Here is a 22,772-nt window from a genome sequence, read left to right on the forward strand (position 1 = left end):
TCGGCCCTGCGGCGCTCAGCCGTTCGGAGCGGCCTCGGAGATCTCGGCCAACGCCGACGTCGGGTCCCGTTCGATGGCGAAGTCGCCGATCGAGACGATCCCGACGGCCGTGTCGCCGTCCATCACGGGCATCCGCCGGACGGCGGCGACCCGCATCAGCTCGATCGCCGTCTCCACCGGAACGGTGGGACCTACGGAGAGCAGCTCCTCGGTCGCCACCTCACCGACCATCGTCTCGAGGCCGAGCCCCTCGGCAAGGCCGCGGACCACGAGGTCCCGGTCCGTGACTATGCCGACGGTGGTGGCCCCTGCCCGCACGATCAGCGCTCCCACGTCCTGCGCGGCCATCGTGCGGGCGGCGGTCTCCAGCGTCTCGGACATGCCGATGGTGGTCGGTGCCGGGGTCATGACGTCCGCAACTGTCTGCTGGGCCATGTCTCGCTCCTTCCCTCGGTTCTGCTTCCCGAACGTTCACCGTGTCGCGCCGGTGCCCAGCTCGCATCCCGGGGCGGTCAGCCCAGCGGCTTCTCGAAGAACATCTCCGCATAGGGGTTGTCCTGGCTGTACGGCGCGATCTCGCGGTAGCCGGCCCGGCCGTACATCGTGATCGCCTCGGTCAGCGCCCCGTTGGTGTCCAGCACGATGCGGGAGCAGCCCAGGCCGAGCGCCTCGCTCTCCAGCCGCCGGAGCAGCCGTGTGCCCAGGCCTGCGCCGCGCCAGCTCGACGCGACCCACATCCGCTTGATCTCGCCCGTCGCCGCGTCGAACCGCCGCACCCCGCCGCAGGCCACGGGGACGCCGTCGCTGGTCGCGACCACGAAGGCGCCGCCCGGCGCACGCAGCGCGTCGGCGCCGTGCTGCGGCGGGTCGGGCACGAACCCGCCCGAGAAGCGGCGGTCGAGCTCGGCGTAGTACTCCCCCAGCGCGGCGGTGGCCGCTTCGCTCAGCGGGTCCACGACGCGCAGGCGCACGGTCGCCGCGCGGATCAGCAGGTCGGCGGTGCCGAGCGCCTCGTCCAGGCGGGCGCGCTGCCGCTCGGTCAGCGGTTCGAGCAGCGCGCGCGCCTTGTGCTCGGAGCGCTCGTCCAGCTCGCGGTACGCGGTCTGCCCGACGGCGGTGAGCCGCACGATCCGCCGACGCCGGTCGGCCGGGTCGGGCCGCACCTCGACGAGCCCGTCGTCGGCCAGCCGGGTCAGGAGCCGGGTCAGGTAGCCCGAGTCCAGGTCCAGCCGCTCGCGCAGCTCGCGCACCGCGGCGCCGTCGGGCCCCACCTCGAAGAGGAGGCGCGACGCGCCGAGCGGCCGGCCCGTGCCGAGGAACGACTCCTCCAGGGCGCCGATGCGCTGGGTGTAGCTGCGGTTGAAGCGGCGGACGGTTTCGACGAGGGTCACATCTCTGACTTTAGTCAGAGATTGTGGGGACCGGGACCGGCTGAGTACTGCCCGCTACCTCGGGCTGCCGGTACAGATGCGCATGATCCGCCCACTGCTCAGCGGCTCGGTGTACAGACGGACCTCGTCGATCGCACCGTTCCAGTGATCGGACGGCCACCCTTCGACCCGAGAGCGACCGACCTGCACCGGGCCGGTCGCCACCCAGGGCGATCCCGTGTACGCGACGGTCCCGGACTCCGGGTCGACGACCGGGAAACCAGTGCCCTCCGGATCGCGCCCATCAGGGTCGACGGGTACAGGACACACCGACAGGCTCAGCTCGTTCGTCGAAGTCGTGAACACGCCGGCGAGGTGCACCCACTCGCCGGCGGTCACCGGTCGGTCGGACGTGGCCAGCACCGAGCTGCCGCCGTCGCCGTCGTACATCCGGAAACCCCAGCAGGTCTGCAGCCCGTCGGGGCAACCGTCCCCGGCCGAGAGCCGTTCCAGCCGGAACCCCGAACCGACCTCGCCGTCCTGGCTGACCACGGTCTGCGAGCCCGGTGCGACGTCGTCCGCCCGCACGAACGCCGAGGCGCTGAACCCTGAGCCGTCGAACATCCTCACCAGCGGCCCGGCCGTGGACGCCGCACCCGCAGCGGTCCCGTCGAACGTCAGCGCCTGGTCGTCGGGGCGCCGCTGGTTCAACGCGAACGGCCCTGGTGCGCGCCCCACACCCTCCGACAGCCGCAAGCCGTGTCCCGACCCCGCCGCATCAGGTGTGTAGACGTCAGTGGATCCCGGGATCGGTTCGAACTGGTCCATATGCCAGTTCGCCGGTGACGCGGGGAAGTCCACCGTCACCTCAGGACTGAAGCTGGTGGCGCCGCCGTAGGTCTGCGCGGTGTCGGCCATGGCAGGCGCAGCCGCGGTCCACGCCAGGGAGCCCGTCAGGAGCAGAACGAGCGCCGCACCGGCCACCCGCCGCGGCCGCAAGGCCGTTCCGGGGACACGCGGTACGCCACTCGACATGACGCTTCTGGCTACAGCTCGGACACTCATCACAGGGCCTCCCGACCGACGCGCGACCATTCGCCAGCGAACGGCGGGGACCGCACCGCTGCGGGCCATGCCATCGAGCTGATTGCCTGTGAGCCTTGTCCACGGCAATGCGCTGGTCAACATGGACAAACGTCCAGGTGCGATGGATCGAACCGGCATGGCGCCCATCGGTGGTGCGCGAGCGGGGCAATTGATCATGTTTTGTGCGGGCGAATTTTGACCCCTGGGTGGAGATTCACCCGGATCGCAACTTCACCCCCGCTCAGCCCGAGGACCCTCGCTGGCTGGGCACGGCGCTCAAGTGGGGCAATGAACGGCGGCCCTCTCTCAGTTCGGCCAAATGGACGCCCCCGTCCGTTAGCGTCGCCGGCGCAGGGACCACGAACAGTGCAACGGAGACGAACGATGCGAGCAGTGACTATCGAGCGATTCGGTGACCCGAGCGGCATGGCGGTGACAGACGTCCCCGTCCCGGTTCCCGGGCCAGGGCAGCTCGTGATCGAGACCCAGGCGATCGGTGTGGGCGGGGTCGACGCCGTCATCCGGCGCGGCACCATCACCGGCTACGGCTTCACCGAAGGGCTGATCCCCGGCAGCGAGGTCGCGGGCATGGTGACCGCCGTCGGGGCGGAGGTCGACGAGTCGTGGGTGGGCCGCCGGGTATGGGCGTTCACGGGCGGCACCGGCGGTTACGTCGAGCATGCGGTCGTCCGGGCGGACGACGTCGTCGCGCTTCCCGAGGAGCTGTCCTCGATCGACGCGGTGACCTTCGGCAGCTCGGCGACCGTGGCGCACTTCGGGCTCGCGCACGCGCACTTCGTGCCCGGGGAGTCCGTCCTCGTGCGCGGCGCGGCGGGGAGCATAGGCATCGCGGCCGTGGAGCTCGCGGCGCGGGGCGGCGCGAGCGCGGTGGCCGTGACGACGTCGTCGGCTGAACGGGGCGGCCGGCTCCAGGAGCTCGGCGCGACGCACGTGCTCGACCGCTCCGGCAGCGGGGACCCGGACGCCCCCGCGTCGTTCGACGTGGTCATCGACATCGTCGGCGGACCGGATACTCCCGAGTTCCTGGACCGGCTCGCGCCGAACGGGCGCCTGGTCCTGGTCGGAGCAGTCGCCGGGTTCCCGTCGGCCGACTTCGGCGCCCGGCTCCTGAGCACGTTCCAGCAGTCTCGTTCGGTCGCGACGTTCAGCCTCGACACGGTACCGACGCCGGCACGGGACGCCGCCAGGGACGAGTTGTTCGCCGCCGCCGTGCGGGGCGAACTGCACGCCGTCGTGCACGATGTGCTGCCCCTGGCCCAGGCGGCCGAGGCGCACCGGCAGATGGACGCGGGCACGGTGTTCGGGCGGATCGTGCTGGTGCCCTGACGTTCCGGAGCCAGGGTCAGTCCGAAGCCAGGACGATCGCGGTCATCAGGGCGGGCATGACGAAGACGAGGAGGACCACGAACGCCCAGGTGCCCACCAGGAAGCCACGGCCCTTGCGCGCCTGAGGGTTCAGGCCCATCGCGCCGTCGTCGCTGAACTGGTGATAGGGCGGCGCGTAGAACACCTCGAGGGTCTGGCCCGGAGCGATGTCGACGTCGATGGCCGCATGCCCGTACCGGCGCATCCACTGCGAGTGCACCTGGAGTCGGTGCCGGCCAGACATGATGGCGAACGTGCGGTTGCCCACGATCGGCAGCGGGGCAAGGTGACCGTCGATCGTGAGCGTGGGCGCGACCAGATTCGAGGTCATGACGCTGCCCTGAACTGTGAAGCTCAGCGTCGCATCGGGGGCGAATACGGGCGGCTGCTGCGACGAGGGCTGGTTCATTCGCGTGAGCGTAGTAATCCGGGAAGGCATCAAGAAGACCTGGCCAGACATCTCACCCGGCGACGAACTACCGCTCAGATCGGGGATGAGCCCAGGAAAGGTCCGCGGGGCGGGCGCGCCGAGGTGGCCGACGGCCCGGGCCCGTGTTCAGGAGCGGCCGGTAGGCGATGGCACCTCGGTCTGGACCGGCATGGCAGCCGATTGAATAGCGGCTTCGCGGGACACGCCCGGGTGGGCCCATGCCGACAGCAGGGGTCCAGCCGGGTGCGCCGTCCGCGGCCTGGGCCCTCACGGGACGCGGCGGCCTGGGCGCGACAGCGACATAGGTGTGCCCCGTCGGCGCAACCGTCTCGACCGCGTCCCGGCCGTCGGTCTCGATGGCCTTCTGCCTCCACCCCGGCGCCTGCTTCGCGTGATTGCAGCGCGCACACAGGCCCTGGCCGTTGCCCAGGCTGGTCTGACCGCCCTCGGCGAACGGGGTCACGTGGTCGATGTGCCGCACCGGGGCGTCGCACCACGACGTGGCGCAGATGCCCTGTTCCCGGGCACGAAGCAGTGCGGAAAGGCCCGGCGGGTGGAACCGGGACACCGAAGTGGTGGCCAGCAGGCGGCCCCGGGGATCGACATAGATCGCGCGGAGCCAGGCCGCGTCAGCGTCGATCCCGTGCGCAGCCAGCTCGCGAGCGATTGGGGCCGGGACCGCACCCACCCCCGCTGCAGCCCCCTCCACGACGACTGCCGGCCCTTCGCCACCCGCGAGCAGCGTCTGGTCGGAGACCAGCAGGTTGATCGTGACCGGCACCTCATCGGCCTTGCCCGGCTCTCGACCGGTCACCCGCTCGATCAGGGTGTCAGCCATGATCTGACCGGCACCCCGCTCGTCGCCAGCCGCCTTCGCCGCGTCAGCATGAGCCTTGAGCTGCGCGTACGCCTGCACACCCTGCTGCATCGGCACCAACGCCGTCAGGTAGACCATCAGGTCGGGCGCAGGGCGCACGGAGACACGCCGCTCCGACACGGCCTTCGCGTTCCGCTTCACGCAGGCATGCACGTCGAGCTCTCCCGCCAGCTCCTTGATCTGCGCGACCAGCCGCCGGGTACCCGTCCGAGCAAGTGCCGCCAGGTTCGCGGGCCCGCAGATCTGCTCGTCGATCTGCGCCCGGTGCTCGGCCGAGAGGTGCGCGGTCTCGCGCACCATGAGCGTCGCGCGCCACTGCGAGAGCACGCCGGTGCGCAACGCGTCGAAGGTGTGCGGCATATCGGTGACCCACACCCGGGCCGTACCCAGGAACGCCCCTCCCGCGTGCGGGCTGAGCCGCATCGCTGGACCCACCTGGTTCGGCACGCCACGGCCCCGGCGCTCGGCACGGATGCCCTGCCTTGCTTCGTCCGCCTTCGTGGCCTCCTCCAGCGCCACCGCCAGCCGACCCTGGGTGGCCGTCACCGTGTTCTTCACGGCCTCCAGCTCGCCGAGCAGGTCCACCCACTCGGCTTGCGCCTCCTTCGAGACGGACGACGCCGTGTCAGTACCGCCTGGCAAAATCATGCCGGCCAGCAGCTCCCGCAGCGCCCGAACATCTGCCGCACGCAGCACCGCACCGCCACCAGAGGGCAGCACCGGCCCGCGGGGCAGATCGCCCGCTTCTGATGCACCTCCGGTTAATGTCATGCCATCAACATATGGCACACGCGTTCGCATCGCTCGATGAACATGCCCCGTACGCCAGCAGCAGAACCGGTTCCCTGCCTACAGCCCCAGCACCGACTCCGGCACGACAGCCCGCCGGGCGGCCTCCGCGACGATCAGGTCGGCGGTCTCCTCCGCCGTCTGCTCCCCGGAGTCGAGCCACCACCCGAGGTCGCCCAGCTCCCGCCGCTGGTTCCGCGCCAGCGGAGCGAAGTCGTAGTCCACCCGGGCCTCGACGGCGCGGGTCGCGTTCCGGTGCCGCGCCACCTCAAGAGGCGGGCACAGCACGACGAGCATCAGTGGCCGCGATCGCAACCGCCCGGCGATGAAGCGCAGCTCCTCCCGCGTCTCGACGACGGAATCGGCGACGGGCGTGAACCCCGCCCCGGCGAAGTTGTCCGCCACCGAGCACAGGTTGATCATCCGGAGCCGAAGCTGGTGCTGCCCGTCGGGCCCGGGATTCCAACGCCCCTCCTCGTCGAGCATGTTCGCCCCGCCGCTGACGAGCATGATCCCGAACACGTCCCCGTCGACCCGTGCCGCCCGCTGCAGCCGTTCGGCCACCAGTTGCGACACGGTCGTCTTTCCCGCCCCGGGTGTCCCGGTGATCAGCAGACAACCGGCCAGGGTCTCCGCGCCAGTCACCCAGTCACCCTCCCAGCACCGGCAAGTCTTTTAGCTCAAGATGCGCTTCCGGATTCGTCCGCGAGCAGCCGCCCGGTCACCGCGGTCACGCGTGGCCGGCCGCGGCCGGCGCGCCCGGCGCGTCCCCGGTGCGGTGGCGGGAGCGGTAGGCCGAGACCTTCACCCGGTTGCCGCACGTCCGCATGGCGCACCACTCGCGCCGGTGACCGCGGGACCGGTCGAGGTAGACCTGCGTGCACTCGGGCCGGCCGCACTCGCGCAGCAGGGCGGCGTCCGGGCCGCCCAGGATCTCGACGGCCTCGCGGGCCACCGTCGCCAGCCCTTGCGCGGCGGTACCCGAGCGCCGCGTGCCGTCCGGGCCGAGCCGCACCACAACGGGCGCCTGCGCGGCATGCCGGTTCAGGACGCCGGCGGCACCGCCGTCGACGTCGAGGGGGCGCCCGGCGATCCGCGCCTCGACCAGCGAGTAGATCGCCTCCCGAAGCTCCACCGCCGCCGCCAGGTCGGTGTCACCAGCGCCAGGCGCGCCGTCGAACATCCCGGACTCCACGAACCAGTCGTCGAGCAGCTCGGGCGCGCCGAGCTTCTCGGCCGGGACCGGGTTGCTGCGGGCGCGCAGCGTGCCCAGGAAGTCGAGGGCAGGCGTCCCGCAGGGGAAGGCGTGGTTCACGTAACCAGTCTGACCGGTGACCGCCCAGGAGACAACCCCTGTAACCCTATTGACAGGTTACGAAGCGCGTGCCACAGTCGGATCCATCGCAGTAACCGTTCAGACCGGTTACACCGTCGAAAGGAACATCATGGAGCTCAAGCTCGAGGTAGTCGTCCTGCCCGTGTCGGACGTGGACCGCGCCAAGGCCTTCTACGAGGGGCTCGGCTGGCGACACGACGCCGACTTCTCGACCGAGCGCGGGCTGCGCGTCGTCCAGCTGACGCCGCCTAGATCGCCGGCGTCGATCATCTTCGGCGAGCACCTGACGGACGCCGCCCCCGGCTCCGTGCGGGGCCTGCACCTGATCGTCACGGACCTCGCCGCGGCCCGTGCAGAGCTCAAGGAACGCGGCGCCGACATCAGCGAGATCTGGCACGACGAGGACGGCGTCTTCCACTGGGCCGGCACCGCGCACCGCGTCCCGGGCCCGCACCCGGAGCACGACAGCTACGCGTCCTTCGCCTCGTTCGCCGACCCCGACGGCAACGAGTGGGTGCTCCAGCAGGTCGTCAACCGCCTCCCCGGCCGCTGACGCCGGAGCCCCGGAACCAGCGAAGCACGGAGACCACCATGAAGAACCCGAAGAGCGCCCCGCTCGACCAGCGGCCGACCGAGATCCTGCTCGGCCTCCTCGAGCGGGCCGCCGCCGCGCACGGCATCCACGAGGAGGAGGAGCTGGGCGGCGTCTACGACGAGGCCTGGCCCGAGTGGTACGCCGAGCACATGGCCCGCGCCCTCGCCGATCAGGGCCTCCGCATCGTCCCCGTCGACACCTGAGCGCCCACCAGGGCGACCGCCGCGACCACCACGCACAGCGTGGCGGTGGTGAGCAGGCCGACGGCGAAGCTGGTCCCCGCGGCGATGAACCCGACCACCAGCGAGCCCAGCCCGGTGCCGGCGTCGAACCCGATGTTCCAGACGGCGCTGGCGACGCTGCGGTCCCGGTCGGGCACCGCGGCGAAGGCGGTGACCAGGGTCAGGTTCTGCAGGCTGCCGTAGGCGATGCCGACGACGGTCATGCCGGCCACCAGGACGGCGGCGCCCGGACCGCCGTCCGACAGGGACCAGGCGCACAGGGCCAGGCCGCCCGCGCAGAGGGCAAGCAGCGGCGGGATGAACCTGCGCGGCCCGAACCGGTCGGCCGGCCCGCCGACCAGCCAGCGCGCGAGCGCCGCCGCGCCGGTGAACCCGAGCAGGCCGAGCACCGCGACCGTCGCGCCGTGCCGGAACTGCGGCGCGAAGGTGAGCAGCGCGCCGCCCGGCGTCGTGACCGCGAGCAGGACCAGTGAGGGCAGCGCGAGGTCCAGCAGCATCCGCCCGCGCCCGCGCCGCGGCTGGTCGGCGGCATCAAGGCCGTCGCGGGCGACGTCGTCGAGCCACCTGCCCAGCGCCGCCGCGAACGGCACCGCGAGCGCCGGGAGCGCGCCGACCACGAACACGACCCGGAAGTCGACGGACTCGGCGATCCAGGCGGCGCTCGGCACGAGGAACAGCTGCGGGGCGGCGACCGCGAGCCCGTAGACGCCGATCGCGCGCCCGCGCCGGGCGGCGTCGACCAGCTCGGCGACGGCGCTCGCGCCGCACACGGTGAGGACTGCGAACCCCGCGCCGCGCACGGCGGACACGGCGAGGATCCACGCGAGCTGGTCGGTGAGCATCAGGGCGAAGGAGGGCAGCCCGAGCAGCAGCACCCCTGCGACCAGGGTGGTGCGCCAGCCCCACCGGCGCAGCGCCCACGGCACCGTCGTCTGGACGGCGACGGTCGCGAGCATCAGGACGGCGTTCACGAGGCCCGCGCCGCCCTCGTCGGCGCCACCGTGGGTGGCCCAGAGGGGCGCCGTCGGCAGGAGGAGCGCGTACCCGGCGAACCCCAGCACCGACGTCCACACGAGGGCCCGCATCCCCGGCACCTTGCCGATCGGAACGGCGGACTCGGCGCGCTGGTGGCTCATGAGCCCCACCCTAGGTGCGCTCAGTCGCTGAGCCGCCGGTACCGCTGCAGGCGGGCGAAGCCCTTGGCGTCCGACCGGGCGGACGGCGTCAGGGCCCGTTCGAGCCTGTCCCGCACATGTCCGACGTCGAGGTGCATTCCGATGGCGACCAGTTCGCCGAAGCCTCCGTCGCCCGCGCCGGACGCCCCACCGCCGACCCGGCGGCTGGTCACGTGCACCGACCGGCCCACGACGTTGACGACGTAGCCGCGCAGGCTCCGGCCGGTGTCGACGACCACTCGGCCCTTGATCCGGTACGCGCCGGGCGGCGGGTCCTCGAGCAGGTCGACCAGCAGCCCTGGACCGACCGGCCCGGACGCGGTCACCGTGACGGCGTCCGCGTGCTGGTGGTCGTGCTCGCGGCCGTCGCGCAGGAGCGCTGCGAGCGGGAGCTGGTCGGGCGGGTCCTCTGCGGACGCGGCGTCGTAGACCAGGGCGGGGTCCACGCGCCCGTGCGAGGTGCGCACCACCTGGGCTGCCGGGTTGCGCTCGTGCACGCGGGCCTCGATGCGCGCGAGCGTCCGCTCGCTGTCCTCCGGCGACAGGCGGTCCGTCTTGTTCACGACGACGAGCGACGTCACCGAGTACCGCGCGGGCGCGTCGCCGCCACGGTCGACCGTGCCGAAGTGCTCCAGGGCGTCGACCACGTCGACCACTCCCCCGGGCCGCACCCGCTCGACGCCGCTGAACCGGATCATGCGGGACAGCGTCACGGGGTCGGCGATGCCGCTGGCCTCCACGATGACGACGTCCAGCCCGAGCCGCGGGTTGGTGAGCTTCTCGAGCGCGGCGTCGAGCCCGCCGGCGTCCTCCAGGCAGCACAGGCAGCCCCCCGCGATGGACTCCGGCTCGTCGATCTGGCCGGTGACCAGGCCCGCGTCGACGTTGACGTCGCCGAAGTCGTTGACCACCACGCCGACCCGTGCCCCTGGCTGCAGCAGCAGGTGGTTGAGCAGCGTCGTCTTGCCCGCGCCGAGGTGGCCGGTCAGCGTCACCACGGGCACGCGCCCGGACACCGCAGTCCTGCTCATCGCGCCTCTCTCCCCAGTCCGTCGGCGGTCCGACGGCGGTCCGGCAGCACCCGCGTGCCGCCAGTAAGACGATAACCGTTCTCACAAACGGGTTCGCCCCACTGAACCCTTGTCGCCCACAGCCGGAGCGTGTAGACCGGGCACCACATCGGCCCGCTACGTCGGGTCCACCGGAGCGGAGTGCGGGATGCGGGCAGTCGTCTACGACGAGTACGGACCACCGGACGTGCTGCGGATCGAGGAGATACCGAAGCCTGCCCCGGGGCCCGGCCAGGTGCTGGTCGAGGTAGCGGCGACGTCGATCAACCTGTCCGACTGGGAGGGGCTGCACGGGACGCCTGCCTATGCGCGGTTCGGCGGGCTGCGCAGGCCGAGCCGGCGGGTCCTGGGCTCGGACATCGCCGGCTGGGTCGAGTCCGTCGGCTCCGACGTCACGCGGTTCCGGCCGGGCGACGCGGTCTACGGCGACAACCTCGCGCTCATGGGCGGCTTCGCCCAGTACGCGGTGGCGGCCGAGTCGGCCCTCGCACACAAGCCGGCGGCCCTGACGTTCGCCCAGGCATCGACGCTTCCCCAGGCCGGGCCGATCGCGATCCAGGGCACTGCGGCGGCAGGCCCGGGCCGACGGGTGCTGATCAACGGTGCGGGCGGCGGCTCAGGCTCCTTCGCGATTCAGCTCGCCCGGAACGCCGGCGCGCACGTGACCGGCGTGGACAACGCCGGCAAGCTCGACTACATGCGGTCCCTCGGCGCCGACCGCGTCATCGACTACCGCAGCGAGGACTACACCCGGGCCGGGCCCTACGACCTGGTGCTCGACCTGGTCGCCCACCGGTCCGTGTTCGCCTACCGTCGCGCGCTCGCGCCCGGCGGGCGCTACCTGTGCGTCGGCGGGCCCGTGCGGACGCTGCTGGAGATCCTGACGGTCGGCACCGTTACGGGCCTGCTGACCGGCCGCCGGATCCGGGTCATGGCCGTGCGGCTGGGCCCCAAGCACTTCGAACCGCTGGCCGATCAGTGCCTCGCCGGGCAGATCGACATCCACATCGACCGCACGTTCCCGCTCGACGAAGTGCCCCAGGCGCTGGCCTTCCACGGCCAGGGGCATGCCCTCGGCAAGGTGGTCGTCGACGTCGCGGGCGGCGCGCGGGAGGCGTGAGCGGTCGGCCGGATCAACGCCCGGGACGCCGCGCCACGGCCCAGCGGAAGGCGTTCGTGAGCCGGTAGCCGCCGTCCGGCAGGCGGAACGGCGCGGCGGCGTCGAGCACGACGGGCGCGAGGTCCGCGATCGTCGACTTCTCCTCGCCGAAGAGGATCCCGCGCACCAGGTCCGCCTCATTACGGGCGGTCCAGGCGACCGGCACGACGCCGCCGTCGAGCACGTCCCAGCCCGCGCCGCCCAGCACGCCGGTGAGCCCGCCCTCGACACGCAGCGGGCCGTCCTCGGGCGGTTCGTCGTCGTCGGCCGCCGCGAGCGCCACGTTGATCGCGTCCAGGTCGTTCCGCGCGCGCTCGGCCCACCCCGCCAGGCCGACGACGCCGCCGGGCGCGAGCACGCGGGCGGCCTCGGCCAGCGCTGCGTCCTGGTCCTCGGCGAACTGGAACGCGTTCACGGCGAGCACCGCGCCGAAGGCGCCGTCGTCGAACGGGAGCTGCTCGAAGTCGCCGAGCCGCACGTCGGTGCCCACCGCGCGCGCCCGGGCGAGCTCGGCCATCCGCGGCGCCGGGTCGACGCCGCTGGGCACCGCGCCCCGGTCCTGGAGGTGTTCCAGCAGCTCGCCGCTGCCGCAGCCGACGTCGAGCACTCGCGTGCCGCGCCCGATCCGGGCGGTGCGCAGCAGCGGCTCCCACGCGGGCCGCGCGAACGTGCCCCAGTACCGGCCCCAGTCGTCGGCGACGGCGGACCAGGGGTCGTCCGGGCTGGTCGACTGCATGCTCGGAGATTATCCGAACGCGGCCGGTGCACCCGGTTGGCGCCTGCCGGGACCGCTGAGATCCGTTCGGCTCTGGACCGGGTCTGGGTCAGATGGTGCGCGGCGCCTTGGCCAGGTTGGCGCGCAGCTCCTCGGCGTTCTGGCGGGACACGTAGGCGGGCCGGTCGCGCTCGGCGCGCCAGGACTCGCTGAGCGGTCCCGCGCTGACGGTGTCGAAGCCGGCCTCGTCGTAGAACCGGGTGACGAGCTCGACGGCCTCCGGGAAGTCGCTCGCCGTCACGAGGGCCCGGCGGTTCTCGGTCCCCGCCGGGGTGCCGTCGGTGGTGATGGTCGCGGCGGTGATCTGGTTGAACGCCTTGACGACCTTCGAGGTGGGCAGGTGCTCCTGCAGCAGGCCGGAGACGGTGGCCTCGCCGCGGTCGAGCGCCTCGACGTGGCCGTCGCGCTCCCAGTAGTAGTTGTTCGTGTCGAGCACGATCTTGCCCGCCAGGGGCTCGACCGGGAGGTCGCGGTAGGCCCTGAACGGCACCGACACGACGGCGACGTCGGCCGCCTCCGCTGCTTCCTTCACCGTGGCCGCCCGGGCCTTCGGGCCCAGCTCCGCGACCAGGTCCGCGAGGGTCTCGGGACCGCGCGAGTTGGCGATCACCACCTCGTTACCCTGCGCGATGGCGACGCGCGCCACCTGGCTGCCGATGTTTCCCGCTCCGATGATGCCGAAAGTAGTCATACGGTGGGCAACCCGACGGATTCGTGAAGCATTCCGTCCGCGCGAGGTCTGTATGTCACATCCGTTCGTACGATGGCGTCCATGTCGAACGGCGATGCGGGATCCCACGGGCGGTCGTACCGGAAGGGTCCCGAGCGGCGCGCGCAGATCCTGCTCAGCGCGATGGGGCTGTTCGCCGAGCGCGGGGTGGGCGCCTCCCTGCGCGCCATCGGCGAGGCCATCGGCGTCTCGCACGCCGCGCTGCGGTACTACTTCGCCAACCGCGACGAGCTGCTCGTCGAGGTCTACCGGGCGCACGAGTCCCAGGTTCATGAGGCGCAGGCGCACGAACCGTCGGCGCCCGAGGAGGTCTCGGCGGTCGCCATGATGGAGAGGAGCGCCGAGCGCAACCGCTCCATCCCCGGGCTGGTCGAGCTCTATGCGACGCTGACCACCGACGCCCTGCAGGGTGAGCAGCACCCGGCGACACGCGAGTTCGTCCAGGCGCGCTACCTGCGGGTCCGGACGGATCTCGCCGAGCGGATCCGGGCCGGTCAGCGGTCGGGTGCGATCGCCGCCGACGTCGACCCGGACGACGCCGCCGCGCTGGTCGTCGCAGCCTCCGACGGCCTGCAGCTGCAGTGGTTGCTGGCGCCCGACGACGTCGACGTCCGCCGCTCGCTGGAGCTGCTGGAACGGCTCCTGCCGGGCGCCGGTGACCTACGCCGGTGACACGACCGTGGGGTCCCAGCCCTCCGGCAGCGGCGCCACCGGTCCGACCGCGGAGTCGATCTCCACGGGCTTTCCGGCTTCCGCCGCGTCGCGGACCGCAAGCAGGATGTCCAGCACGTGCGCGGCCACTGCCCCCGAGGCGCGTTCGGTGCCGCCGTCGCGGATCGAGCGCACCAGGTCGACCACCCCGGCGCCGCGTCCGAGTGCGGGACCGACCGCCGGGAGCGCCGTCGGCTCGTCCGACCCGTAGCGCCACAGGGACGAGTCGCCGTCGAACCTGTTCGGGTCGGGCAGGACGATGGTGCCCTCGGTGCCGTTGATCTCCACGAGCCCGGACCGCTCCATGGCGTGCTGGAACGAGAACGTCGACTGCGCCGAGCGACCGGGACCGAACTCGATGAGCGCGGCGTGGTGCGTCGGCACCAGCACGTCGAACACCTCGCCGGCCCGGGGACCGCTGCCGATGGTGCGGGTCGGGCGGGAGGTGGAGGACACGGCCTGGACGCGGGTGGCGGACCCGAAGACGTGCACGAGGGTCGTCACGTAGTAGGGGCCCATGTCGAACAGCGGTCCTCCGCCGACCGCGAACAGGAAGTCGGGACTCGGGTGCCAGGCCTCCGGTCCCGGCACGTGGAACATGGTCGTCGCGGTCAGCGGCTCCCCGATGTCACCGCGCGCGATCGCCCGCAGCGCCGTCTGGATGCCGGCGCCCAGCACCGTGTCCGGGGCGCATGCGACGCGCAGGCCGCGCGTCTCGGCGTCCGCGAGCAGGGCGGACGCCGCGTCGTGGTCGAGGGCCAGCGGCTTCTCGCTCCACACGTGCTTGCCCGCCGCCAGGATGCGGTGCCCGACGTCGGCGTGCACCGCCGGGACGGTGAGGTTCACGACCACGTCGATGTCCTCGCGGGCCAGCAGCTCGTCCACGGTTCCCGAGGCTTGCACCCCGTACGCCTGGGCCTGTGCGGCGGCGCGCGCCTGGTCGAGGTCCGCCACGAACCGGACCTCGACGTCTGGGAACCGGGTCAGGTTCTCCAGGTACTGGGTCGAGATGTTGCCGGCGCCGATGATGCCGACACCGGCCGCCCCAGGCCCGGTCACCGGTCGTTCTCCGCGAGCCAGGCGAACGACTGCGCGATGCCCGCGAACACGTCGCCCGCGTACGCGTCGAACTCGATCACGCGGGTCGCCCGAGGAGCAGCCGCCAGGATCGCCGGGACGTCCACCGCACCGAAGCCCGCGGGCTGCTGCGCCTGGACGTCGCCGTCGAGCGTGCCGTCCTTGACGTGGATGAGGCGCACCCGGTCGCCGAGCGCGCCCAGCAGCGCCGGGGTGTCGGCCCCGCCGACGCTCGCCCAGTAGGTGTCGACCTCGAGGACCACCGCCGGATCCAGGTGCTCGACGAACAGCTCGAGGGCGCGCCTGCCCCCGATCCGGGTGCTCAGCTCCCAGGCGTGGTTGTGGTACCCGAACTCGAGGCCGCGTTCGGCGGCCAGCACCGCGAGCCCGTTGACCCGCTCGGCGAGCTCGGCCACCTGCTCCGCCGTCTGCCAGTACTCCGCCGGGACGAACGGGTCGATCACGGTGGCCATGCCCAGCGTGGCCGCGGCGTCGAAGATCGCCTCGGGGGTGTCCGAGCCGAGCACCGGCGCGTGGCCCGACGGCGCGGTGAGGCCCGCCGCCGCGAAGGCGCGGCCATACTCCGCGGAGCGCTCGTGGAAGGCGTAGGGCTCCACGTGCTCGAGCCCGATCTCGGCGAGGCGCGCCACGGCGCCGGCCAGGTCCTCGGCGACCGCGTCTCGGACCGTGTAGAGCTGTACTGAGGTGGTCGGCTTCGTCGTGCGCATGGAACTCCTTCGTTCGGCATGGTCAGCACGACGATCGTACCCAGAAATTCTTACAGTGGAAGATTTGTCTGGGAAGCCGCTCGACCAAGTGATCCGGCAGGGGCCTGTACGGTGCCCGTCATGCTCTACGTCCTCGCCGCGACAGTCCTGCAGGGCACGGTGGCAGCGCTTCTCGGGGAGTCCGGCTCGCTCGGCGAGAACCTTTGGTACACCCTCGTGGCGTTCCTCCTGGCTGCTGGGCTCGCGAACCCGCGCCTCGTGATCACGCCGGGCACCCGGACGGTGCCGCTGCGGGACACCGTGCCGATCAATCTGCTCACGGCACTCGTGTTCCTGTGCTTCTACGTGTCACTGGCCTTCGTTCCCGGCTCGGTGACCACCGGCATCGAGACCGCGCTGGGCCCGCTGGCTGCCTGGGTGCTCACCCGGCGCAAGGGGAACGTCTGGCTCCCGCTGGCGGTGCTCGGCGCGGGGGTCGCCTTCTGCCTGGTCCGCAGTGCGTCCGGGACACCGCTCGCGGATCTCGGCGTCGGCGCGGCGCTGGCCGCCGTCGCCGGGGTCGGTGCGGCGGGGATAGCGACGGAGTCGGTGCGCCTGTCGGGGCTCGGGCACAGCCCGAGCGCCATCCTCGCGTGCCGCTACCACCTGACCTACCTGCTCGCCGCGGTGGGCGTGGCCTGGCACTGGGCGGGGAACGGGCCACCAACACTCGACTGGCCCCACCTGGTAGTGCTCTCGCTGCTCGGCGTGGTCGCACCGCTGTGGCTGCTCCAGATCGGGCTCACCCGCACCAGCCCCGTCTCCGCGATGGCGATCATGTCGACGCTGCCCGTGATCAGCTACGTCACCGAGGTGCTTCAGGGCTCCGCGCAGGTCTCGTGGTCGCTGCTGCTGGCCGCTGCGGTGGTGGTGCTGGCGTTCTTCGCGAACCGGTCGGCGACCACCTTCGGGCGGACCCGAGCTCTCTGCCCAGACACGCGCCGGCCACCCGAGAGACTCATAACCTCTCGGTCACAGGTTCAAGCCCTGAGACTCGACACTGCACGGGCACTAGAGGCCTGGAATCCCGCCGATTCCAAGCCTCTACTTTCGTCAAATGGTGCTGCTCCAGCAGGAACCCAGCGATTGTCTCCAGCCGCACCAGTGGTTCGCCCGGGTTCACTAAGTAGAGAAGCCTCGGCGCGAGACGGGGCTGAGAGGGAGCCACGTCTGCGCACTGCGTGACGCTCTAACCATCACAACCCACCGCGGTCCTGCGAGACCAACGATGACTTACGCCAGCCCGTCTCCCTTGAAACCCGCCTCCCTGATCAAACGCTCCCACTCGTCGAAGACGGTCTGGCCGTCAAGGACCGCCTGAAGACCCTGACTAATCCGCGACAACACCGGACGCAAATCCTTGCTCTGCTTCGATGGTCCCTTCATCGACGAATTTAGATTCGTTAAACCGGCTACCAAAGTATGCGAAACTTCGGCAGCTTCAATCACCGATGAAAACAGATTAGCGATACTCTCATCTTCGGCAGATCCTTCTTGAGCAACTTGCTCAATGAATGCCCGCATTCCGCCGTCCACTCCCACCAGATGAGCGGCATAGTCCTTACCCGTCTTGGCGATCCTATCCGCCGGTTCTTGAAGGTTGGCGGCAAGATTTCGGAAGACCAGGACACGTTGTGCGAATGGCTTCGAGCTTGCGTTCGCAACATCGAGGTCATCCCTTGCGGCCGTGGCGAGCTCGCCAACTTCTCTGATCGCCGGCGGCAGGGCTGTCATTGCCTCCTGCCACTGAGGCAACTCAGCCTCCATCTGGGCCATCAGGTCTGCCAACCCAGGCTCCTCAGACGTATCACCGCCCGCTGCTCCCTCCAGCAGGTCCAGGGCGTTGGGTATGACCGTCGGCCGACTCGCGTACTCACGGCCGATCTCCACAAGCCGCCCTGCCAGCTTAGCGACTGCCCGTTGGTGGTTCTCCGAACTCTCGTCCGATAGACGCAGCTCGCGCCAGTCGGCATACTGAGTTCGAGCAATATGCGACTTTGCCTCGTCACCACTGTTCTCAGTCAGGTCATCAATATCGACGAACAGGATGGGGAGCAAGAGTTCCAGAGCTTCGATGGAAGCCGCATGGCCGATGAACTTCAAGAGCTCGCGCCTGCATTCTGGACTCGAGAAATAGCGCGGAGTGATAATGGGGATGAAGAAAGTCGTGTCCTGCACCGCCGCGTCAATACGAGACCGCCACTGATGCCCCCACGCGAGATCTTCGCGGTCGACGAAGATCTTCAGATCGACGCCTGTGAGAAGCGAGTAGGCGTCTCGAATCTCGTCAGCGAGACGGACAATCCGCCCCTTAACTTGCTTGTCGTCCTTATGGGCGTAACTCCAGAACCCCGCAGGGCCAACGAGTTCCTCGTCATCGATCGCCGTTGCCACAAAATCCCCGTCCCATAGATCTGTCGTCACGTCGATAGCCTGGCAGCCTCAACGCTTCACGCTGGTAACGCGATCTGACTTGGTGTTCGAGGGCGCTAGCCAACCGCCAGTTGGGTCTTAACCTGACATCACCAGCATCCCAGCGGCAACAGGAACTGTCTGTGATTGTTCACCCAGAATCGCGAGGATCACCCGGCATCTCACCCGCTCGCTGGAAATGGGCACAGGCTGGCCTGGGGCCCCGCCACAAATTGGGCATCAAGCCCCGTCGGGCGCGTCTCCCGACGATAGTTAGCTCATGGGGAGTCGGTACCGGGTCCAGAGCTGCGCGCCGCGGGTCGGGGTCTCGCGGTGCGGGCTGGGGAACTCGATGGAGAAGCGCCTCCACTGGCCGTAGGTCGTCGCGGCGAATGTCGTGAGGGCCTCCGCCCTCGCGCTGGCGTGTTGCATCCCCCAGGTGCTCGACACGAGCTGTTCGGCGTCGGCGGGGTCGTGTCCTTCGGCGATCAGCCGGATGGTGAGCAGCACGGCATCGACCCAGGGCGGGCCGGTCCTGGACCATGCACAGTCGATGACGCTTACCGTGCCGTTGTCGACGAGCATGTTCAGCTCGTGGATGTCGGCGTGGACAAGGCTGTCCCCGGCCAGGGCGTTCGGTGCCTCGCTGTCGAGGTGGACCAGCAGGTCGAGGTGCTGCTTCTCCCACGCGTCGAGCGCGTCCGGGTGATTGTCGGTGATCCATTGCCATCCGGGCAGCCTCGTGTACTTGCGGCTGATCGGGGACACGTTGGGTGCGGGGTTCGGCGTCAGTTCCTCGGCCAGGCGAGAGATGGTGTCCACCACGGCCGGAAGGTCGGGCGAACGGGATGCGAATCCATGCTGCCCGTGCCCAGCTACGTCACCGAGGTGCCGCAGGGCTCGGTCCAGGTCTCGCGCTCGTTCCTGCTCGCGATGGCGCTGGTGCCGGTGTTCTTCGCGAACCGATCGGCGGCCAGCTGGGAGTTCAGTGATTAGCGATAGCCCATCGCAGCGAAATACTCATGAAATCCCGAAAACCTGGGTTCAAGTCCCAGTCGCCCCCTTAGCATCCTTGTGCGGTTCATCAAGTTCGGCCGGGTCGTCGAAGAGCATGGCGATGGCGGGCTCCCCTGACTCAGGGGCAGACACACCCGTCTCCTTAGACGTCAGCTTTGGAGCGACCTGAAGCTTGGCCCTCCAATCGGGTCCATACACCCACTCAGCCCGTCGCAAACGGTCGAAGTCACTCGTCCGCTCCCAGAAAGCGGGGATGCCTTTCTGCAGCCGCTTCACTGTGAGTTGACCAAGGTCGACCATGTAGACGACGCACTTCACCCCGCGCCAGTTGGGGGTGTTCGGGACGGTCTCCCGTATGCGATGGAGCAACCGCAGGTTCTCAAGTTGGCGAATCTCGCTACCCCACGAGCCTTCATCAAGATCCTTCTGGCGGATGAGGACAAAAGCTGTGTCCCCTTGTTCACGCACGAAGTCGCAGATGTCGCGCCACCGTTCACGTAGCCGGAACGCATCATCACCTGCGTCGAGGTTCAGCTCCTCGTCTTCCTTCTTGTTCATGCGCCGACTGGCAGCGGAGTTCACGTCCTCGGCCTGAATATTGACCAACGTCGATCCGGTCGGTGCCTGCTTCTTGTTCAACCGCTCAACCGCGGCATCGAGCGCACTCCCGGTCAAGGTGATGTAGTCACGGGCTACTGCGCCGCCGCATGCAAGCACCATCCGGGTGCGGGCTGTCTCGGTAAAGAGCTGAGCTGTAGTCAAGCCAAGTGGGTTGAGCACGCCATCCAGCATCTTCTCGAGAAACCGCTGCGCTGTCCCGAAGTCATCGAGCGTGACGTCAATCGGCAAGGGGTAGATGTCCTGGTTGGGCTGCATCCCGATTGCCGGGTCTCCATCTCTAAACGGTCGCATGCGCTCGCCAACGCCGCCGACCTTGAGCCAGATCCCAGTTCCCTTTGCAACGGTCTTGAGGTAGTCGAGGACCTCGGGCTGGTCGGTGAGCCTGACGTAGTAGAAGTCATCGATGAAGACCGCAGCCCGGTCGCCAGCCGACTGTCGGACAAGCCTGGTCAGCTCATCGGACAATCGGCTGGCCAGCTGCTGCAGCCGCTCGATCTTTGCCTCTTCAAAAGCTGCGGTTTCAGTCAGCGAATCCAACCTCGCTGCCGTACGCGTGGCGTCTGCTCCGACCTCCGCTCCTACACCGTGCTGGCTCGCACGGAGACCACCTGCTGCCTTGGCGCCCGACGACTTGCCCCGCTTTCGCGAACGAGTCAGCTGCTTGTTCCATGCCTGCGGGTCGTGGAGCATCCGGTCGAGCTCTCGCCGCGTTGTCATGAACTGCCGGCGGAGCCGGAGGTCGCTATGGAGTGAGCGTCCGATGCGCACGCGTGGGCGCAGTTCATCGAGCAGCTTGATGAGAATCTCAATGAGAACGTCCGGGAACGGGCGATTCTTAAACTTCTCCATGTCGATCACAGCGACCGGCGCACCAGACTCACGCAGGTGCACGCGCACGACGTGCAAAAGCGTGGACTTCCCGGTCCCGCGTCGTCCCGAGATCAGATGGTGCTGTCGCGCCCTGAGCGTGTCCGCATGACCCGGCCGCAACTCCACGAATCGCTCGACGGCTCGTTCCGCATTCGACTCGTCGGTCCGAGCCGCCTCTGCGAGGGCTTCTCTCAATGGACCAAGCTTCGAGTACTCCACGCCCATGGCTTTCAACCGGCCTCCAAGACCTGGTTCTGTGTGCTCATGTTAGGCCGCTCTCGCGACAAGACGGGGACCTTGACGAGAGTGTTCTTCGTCGCGCAGACGCCGCCGTTCCGTACGTGCGCCATCGAGCCAGCCGGTCTACCAGGCTCAAGCAGATGCCCTCCGCTCGCTTCGGGCGCCGCTAACGGTTTGACATCCCAGGAGGGCGCGTTGCTCCGCCGGCAGGCAGAACGACGTGGCGTCACCGCGAAGCCCGGGCCTCCAGCCACCAGCTCAGCCGCCCGTCGGCGTCCAGATGGGCGAGCCGGTCTGGAGCGGCCCGGTCCAGGTTCGACTCCCCGCCGAGCAGCGGTTCGACGCCGATCGACCGGTACGGCGCGTCCTTGGGCCAGCCGCCGAGGTTGCGCCACACCACGAACGACACGGGTGCCGAGAAGCCCGGATCGACGCCCCAGGTGAGCGAGAGCCGGTCGGCGCCGTCCACGATGTCGACCCGGTCGGTCGCGACGACGGCGCAGCGGGCGGTCCCGTCGTCGGGACCCAGGACGTCGAACGACACCCCATCACCGTCGGGCCAGACGCTCGGCACCGTCTGCCCACGGGACGGCCACTCGACCACCAGCACGTCCGGCCGCCCGGGCACCTCCAGCCGCGCGCCCGGACCGACGTCGAGCAGCATGTGCACCGCATGCAGGACGGCGGCGCCGGGCGGACCGTCGATCGCGTACCTCGCCCGGACGACGCCGTCGTCCGCGGTCAGCCGGCGGCGCAGGGCGAGACCGCCGGCCGAGACCGGGGCGACATCGACGCCCGGCTCGTCGCCGTCGGCCACCCACGGCCGGGACCACACCTCCCCGTGGTCGCTCGGGCCATTGAGCGTCGGGAAGCACTCCTCACCGCCGCCCGCGTCGACGAACGCGTCGCCCGGGGCGACGGCGGCCCGCTCGGCGTCGGGGACCCGCGGGTTGCGCCAGAGCCACTCGCGCTCGGGCGTGGCGAGCGACGTCCAGCGCCCGCCGAGCGCCAGGTCGGTCCGTACGGTCAGGGGGCGTCCGGCACCGGCCGGTCCCGCCACGGTCACATCCGGTCCAGGATCATGACGGCACAGTCCTCCCAGTACCACCTGACCGCAATCCCGACTGTGATTAGCTCTGGGGGAGGTGCAGCAGCTCCGCGCCCCGGCGGGCCACGCCGTGCCGCAGGTCGGCCGCATGTCGGGACGCCGCGAGCTCCGGCCGCCGGAGCAGGGCCTCGCCCGCCGCGGTGTCGTCGGCCAGGAGGGCGAGCTGTGCGTCCAGGAACAGCACGCGCCGGTCGCGCACCCGCAGCGGGTCCTCCTCGAACAGCAGGAGGTCGGGCAGCGAGGTGGCGAAATAGTCCACGCGGGGCACCTCGACGGCGTACCGGTCGCGGTAGGCGCGCAGCGACGCCGTCAGCTCGTCCGCCACATCGTGCCGGCCGGTGCGGCGCAGGGCGAGCACCGTCCAGAACGTCTGCTCACCGTGCTCCTGCGTGCTCATGTCGACGAAGTCGCCGCGCTGCGCCGCGGCGGTGCGCCACGCGTCGGCGGCGCCGTCGGGGTCGCGGGCGTCCGCCAGCGCATCCCCGAGCAGCAGGTGCAGGTACGCGGTGCTGGCCAGCGGATGACGCGCCTCGCCGAGGTTGCGCGGTGGCGCGAGAGCCGCCCGCACGTGCTCGACGGCGTCGCGCGCCCGGGCGTCGGCGAGCGCGTCCAGCGCGAGGCGGGTGTGCGCGCGGTCCCAGGCCAGGAGTGCCTGGCCCTCGCCGCCCTCCCAGGGGTGAAGCCGGCGTCGGCCGAGGATCGTCACGGCCTGGTCGGCCCGCCCTTCGGTGATCATCAGGTGCAGCGTCTCGACCGCGAGGTCGTCGCGGTCGAGGGCGGCCAGGCCGCCGCCGTCGCCGTCCGATGACCATGCACTTGCTGCCAGATTCGACCGGCGTTGTCAATCGGTCAGTGCAAGTTAGGCGGCTTGGTCGAAGAGCTGCTTGAGGCGCTGGGCCGGGGTGTCCAGATCGAGAGTGGGTCGTGGT

The 22,772-nt window shown here is 70.4% G+C and carries 25 protein-coding genes; 7 read left to right on the forward strand and 18 right to left on the reverse strand.

Annotated features, from left to right (window positions below; all coding sequences use genetic code 11):
• Positions 1 to 15 precede the first annotated feature (15 nt).
• From AB0F70_RS16355 to AB0F70_RS16365, 3 genes are all read right to left on the reverse strand, one after another.
• Positions 16 to 435 carry a CBS domain-containing protein gene (locus AB0F70_RS16355; RefSeq protein ID WP_357449996.1) on the reverse strand — a complete coding sequence of 140 codons (420 nt, stop codon included), beginning with the start codon at positions 433 to 435 and terminating at the stop codon, positions 16 to 18.
• A 77-nt stretch (positions 436 to 512) separates the two neighbouring features.
• Positions 513 to 1,391 (reverse strand): helix-turn-helix domain-containing GNAT family N-acetyltransferase, encoded by an 879-nt coding sequence (locus AB0F70_RS16360; RefSeq protein WP_357449999.1) that lies wholly within the window; start codon positions 1,389 to 1,391, stop codon positions 513 to 515.
• A 54-nt stretch (positions 1,392 to 1,445) separates the two neighbouring features.
• Positions 1,446 to 2,405: a LamG domain-containing protein gene (locus tag AB0F70_RS16365; RefSeq protein WP_357450002.1), complete on the reverse strand. Its 960-nt coding sequence runs from the start codon at positions 2,403 to 2,405 to the stop codon at positions 1,446 to 1,448.
• 435 nt (positions 2,406 to 2,840) lie between these two features.
• On the opposite strand from AB0F70_RS16365, the gene AB0F70_RS16370 reads away from it, so the two are divergent.
• Positions 2,841 to 3,803: a zinc-binding dehydrogenase gene (locus AB0F70_RS16370; protein WP_357450006.1), complete on the forward strand. Its 963-nt coding sequence runs from the start codon at positions 2,841 to 2,843 to the stop codon at positions 3,801 to 3,803.
• 16 nt (positions 3,804 to 3,819) lie between these two features.
• On the opposite strand, the gene AB0F70_RS16375 is transcribed toward AB0F70_RS16370, so the two are convergent.
• The 4 genes from AB0F70_RS16375 to AB0F70_RS16390 all read right to left on the reverse strand — a co-directional run bounded on the left by AB0F70_RS16375 (position 3,820) and on the right by AB0F70_RS16390 (position 7,253).
• Positions 3,820 to 4,251, reverse strand: coding sequence for a hypothetical protein (locus tag AB0F70_RS16375; RefSeq protein ID WP_357450009.1), 432 nt, complete (start codon positions 4,249 to 4,251; stop codon positions 3,820 to 3,822).
• Between the two features lie 67 nt (positions 4,252 to 4,318).
• Entirely contained in the window at positions 4,319 to 5,797 is a 1,479-nt protein-coding gene (locus AB0F70_RS16380) for a DUF222 domain-containing protein (protein WP_357450085.1), read from the reverse strand.
• A 201-nt stretch (positions 5,798 to 5,998) separates the two neighbouring features.
• Complete coding sequence (locus tag AB0F70_RS16385; protein WP_357450012.1) at positions 5,999 to 6,583, reverse strand: AAA family ATPase; 585 nt, start codon at positions 6,581 to 6,583, stop codon at positions 5,999 to 6,001.
• Between the two features lie 85 nt (positions 6,584 to 6,668).
• Entirely contained in the window at positions 6,669 to 7,253 is a 585-nt protein-coding gene (locus tag AB0F70_RS16390; RefSeq protein WP_357450015.1) for an ABATE domain-containing protein, read from the reverse strand.
• A gap of 130 nt (positions 7,254 to 7,383) precedes the next feature.
• Between AB0F70_RS16390 and AB0F70_RS16395 the strand changes: the two genes are divergently transcribed.
• Together AB0F70_RS16395 and AB0F70_RS16400 are read left to right on the forward strand one after the other, a co-directional pair.
• Positions 7,384 to 7,827, forward strand: coding sequence for a VOC family protein (locus AB0F70_RS16395; protein ID WP_357450019.1), 444 nt, complete (start codon positions 7,384 to 7,386; stop codon positions 7,825 to 7,827).
• 38 nt (positions 7,828 to 7,865) lie between these two features.
• Positions 7,866 to 8,072 carry a hypothetical protein gene (locus AB0F70_RS16400; RefSeq protein ID WP_357450022.1) on the forward strand — a complete coding sequence of 69 codons (207 nt, stop codon included), beginning with the start codon at positions 7,866 to 7,868 and terminating at the stop codon, positions 8,070 to 8,072.
• Here the strand turns inward: AB0F70_RS16400 and AB0F70_RS16405 are convergent.
• Both AB0F70_RS16405 and AB0F70_RS16410 read right to left on the reverse strand, forming a co-directional pair.
• Positions 8,039 to 9,247, reverse strand: a complete 1,209-nt coding sequence (locus AB0F70_RS16405) for an MFS transporter (protein WP_357450025.1) — start codon at positions 9,245 to 9,247, stop codon at positions 8,039 to 8,041. The genes AB0F70_RS16400 and AB0F70_RS16405 overlap by 34 nt on opposite strands.
• A gap of 20 nt (positions 9,248 to 9,267) precedes the next feature.
• A complete protein-coding gene (locus tag AB0F70_RS16410) occupies positions 9,268 to 10,317 on the reverse strand; it encodes a CobW family GTP-binding protein (RefSeq protein WP_357450028.1) in 1,050 nt (349 codons plus the stop codon).
• A gap of 187 nt (positions 10,318 to 10,504) precedes the next feature.
• Here AB0F70_RS16410 and AB0F70_RS16415 point away from each other — a divergent pair, with 187 nt between their 5' ends.
• The gene (locus AB0F70_RS16415; RefSeq protein ID WP_357450031.1) at positions 10,505 to 11,476 is read left to right on the forward strand and encodes an NAD(P)-dependent alcohol dehydrogenase; all 972 of its coding nucleotides are present in this window, start codon (positions 10,505 to 10,507) and stop codon (positions 11,474 to 11,476) included.
• Between the two features lie 13 nt (positions 11,477 to 11,489).
• On the opposite strand, the gene AB0F70_RS16420 is transcribed toward AB0F70_RS16415, so the two are convergent.
• The gene (locus tag AB0F70_RS16420; RefSeq protein WP_357450034.1) at positions 11,490 to 12,251 is read right to left on the reverse strand and encodes a class I SAM-dependent methyltransferase; all 762 of its coding nucleotides are present in this window, start codon (positions 12,249 to 12,251) and stop codon (positions 11,490 to 11,492) included.
• Between the two features lie 88 nt (positions 12,252 to 12,339).
• On the reverse strand, positions 12,340 to 13,089 hold the full coding sequence (locus tag AB0F70_RS16425; RefSeq protein ID WP_357450037.1) for an NAD(P)-binding domain-containing protein: 750 nt from the start codon (positions 13,087 to 13,089) through the stop codon (positions 12,340 to 12,342).
• On the opposite strand from AB0F70_RS16425, the gene AB0F70_RS16430 reads away from it, so the two are divergent.
• A complete protein-coding gene (locus AB0F70_RS16430; RefSeq protein ID WP_357450040.1) occupies positions 13,063 to 13,692 on the forward strand; it encodes a TetR/AcrR family transcriptional regulator in 630 nt (209 codons plus the stop codon). The two genes, AB0F70_RS16425 and AB0F70_RS16430, sit on opposite strands and share 27 nt — an antisense overlap.
• Here AB0F70_RS16430 and AB0F70_RS16435 read toward each other — a convergent pair.
• Both AB0F70_RS16435 and AB0F70_RS16440 read right to left on the reverse strand, forming a co-directional pair.
• The gene (locus tag AB0F70_RS16435; RefSeq protein ID WP_357450044.1) at positions 13,681 to 14,790 is read right to left on the reverse strand and encodes a Gfo/Idh/MocA family oxidoreductase; all 1,110 of its coding nucleotides are present in this window, start codon (positions 14,788 to 14,790) and stop codon (positions 13,681 to 13,683) included. The genes AB0F70_RS16430 and AB0F70_RS16435 overlap by 12 nt on opposite strands.
• On the reverse strand, positions 14,787 to 15,536 hold the full coding sequence (locus AB0F70_RS16440) for a sugar phosphate isomerase/epimerase (protein WP_357450047.1): 750 nt from the start codon (positions 15,534 to 15,536) through the stop codon (positions 14,787 to 14,789). Before AB0F70_RS16440 ends, AB0F70_RS16435 begins: the two co-directional genes overlap by 4 nt.
• A gap of 120 nt (positions 15,537 to 15,656) precedes the next feature.
• Here AB0F70_RS16440 and AB0F70_RS16445 point away from each other — a divergent pair, with 120 nt between their 5' ends.
• Positions 15,657 to 16,760, forward strand: coding sequence for an EamA family transporter (locus AB0F70_RS16445; protein WP_357450050.1), 1,104 nt, complete (start codon positions 15,657 to 15,659; stop codon positions 16,758 to 16,760).
• A 48-nt stretch (positions 16,761 to 16,808) separates the two neighbouring features.
• On the opposite strand, the gene AB0F70_RS16450 is transcribed toward AB0F70_RS16445, so the two are convergent.
• Positions 16,809 to 17,999, reverse strand: a complete 1,191-nt coding sequence (locus AB0F70_RS16450) for a toll/interleukin-1 receptor domain-containing protein (protein WP_357450053.1) — start codon at positions 17,997 to 17,999, stop codon at positions 16,809 to 16,811.
• A gap of 261 nt (positions 18,000 to 18,260) precedes the next feature.
• A complete protein-coding gene (locus AB0F70_RS16455; RefSeq protein ID WP_357450056.1) occupies positions 18,261 to 18,812 on the reverse strand; it encodes a phosphotransferase in 552 nt (183 codons plus the stop codon).
• A 33-nt stretch (positions 18,813 to 18,845) separates the two neighbouring features.
• Here AB0F70_RS16455 and AB0F70_RS16460 point away from each other — a divergent pair, with 33 nt between their 5' ends.
• Positions 18,846 to 18,983: a hypothetical protein gene (locus AB0F70_RS16460; RefSeq protein ID WP_357450058.1), complete on the forward strand. Its 138-nt coding sequence runs from the start codon at positions 18,846 to 18,848 to the stop codon at positions 18,981 to 18,983.
• A 48-nt stretch (positions 18,984 to 19,031) separates the two neighbouring features.
• Here AB0F70_RS16460 and AB0F70_RS16465 read toward each other — a convergent pair whose 3' ends face one another.
• The 3 genes from AB0F70_RS16465 to AB0F70_RS16475 form a co-directional block, all read right to left on the reverse strand.
• A complete protein-coding gene (locus AB0F70_RS16465; protein ID WP_357450061.1) occupies positions 19,032 to 20,720 on the reverse strand; it encodes a hypothetical protein in 1,689 nt (562 codons plus the stop codon).
• 241 nt (positions 20,721 to 20,961) lie between these two features.
• On the reverse strand, positions 20,962 to 21,795 hold the full coding sequence (locus AB0F70_RS16470; RefSeq protein ID WP_357450064.1) for a hypothetical protein: 834 nt from the start codon (positions 21,793 to 21,795) through the stop codon (positions 20,962 to 20,964).
• A gap of 70 nt (positions 21,796 to 21,865) precedes the next feature.
• Positions 21,866 to 22,579, reverse strand: a complete 714-nt coding sequence (locus AB0F70_RS16475; protein ID WP_357450067.1) for a hypothetical protein — start codon at positions 22,577 to 22,579, stop codon at positions 21,866 to 21,868.
• Positions 22,580 to 22,772: the final 193 nt, after the last annotated feature.

The sequence above is a fragment of the Promicromonospora sp. NPDC023805 genome, assembly GCF_040639635.1.
Taxonomy (GTDB): domain Bacteria; phylum Actinomycetota; class Actinomycetes; order Actinomycetales; family Cellulomonadaceae; genus Promicromonospora.